This is a genomic window from Frankia gtarii (genome assembly GCF_025403375.1).
Classification (GTDB): domain Bacteria; phylum Actinomycetota; class Actinomycetes; order Frankiales; family Frankiaceae; genus Frankia; species Frankia gtarii.
In genome coordinates this window covers 1-448 of record NZ_JAMPTM010000626.1, presented here as the reverse complement: position 1 = coordinate 448, position 448 = coordinate 1, and the positions used below count along the sequence as shown (strand labels likewise).

Annotated in this window: 1 protein-coding gene; it reads right to left on the bottom strand. The window is 65.8% G+C overall.

All coding sequences use genetic code 11. The annotated features are described in order from the left end of the window. On the bottom strand, window positions 1–448 hold a 448-nt coding region (locus tag NBZ83_RS32635), incomplete at both ends, for an FtsX-like permease family protein (RefSeq protein ID WP_261576568.1).

Below are 448 nucleotides of genomic sequence, written 5' to 3'. Positions count from 1 at the left end.
GGCAGACCAGCACCGCTTCGATCAGGAACTGCTGGCGGATATCACTCTGCCGTGCACCGACGGCCATGCGCACCCCGATCTCGCGGGTGCGCTCGGTCACCGATACCAGCATGATGTTCATCACGCCGATGCCACCGACCAGCAACGCGATGGCGGCGATGGCACCGATCAGCAGGGTCATCGTGCGCGTGGTCTGCTCGATGGTCTCGCGGATCTCGGCGCTGTTGCTGAGGAAGAAATCCTCGGTGCCATGACGCAGGGTCAGCAGGCGGGTGATCGCTTCCTGCGCGGCGTCCATCGGCGTGTCATCGTCCACGCGCACGGTGATGCTGGACACGTGGCTCTGGCCGAGCATGCGCGACATCACCGTGGTGTACGGCACCCACACGCTGAGGCTGGTGCTGCCGCCGAAGCCGAAACTCTGCCGCTTGGCCACGCCGACCACGCG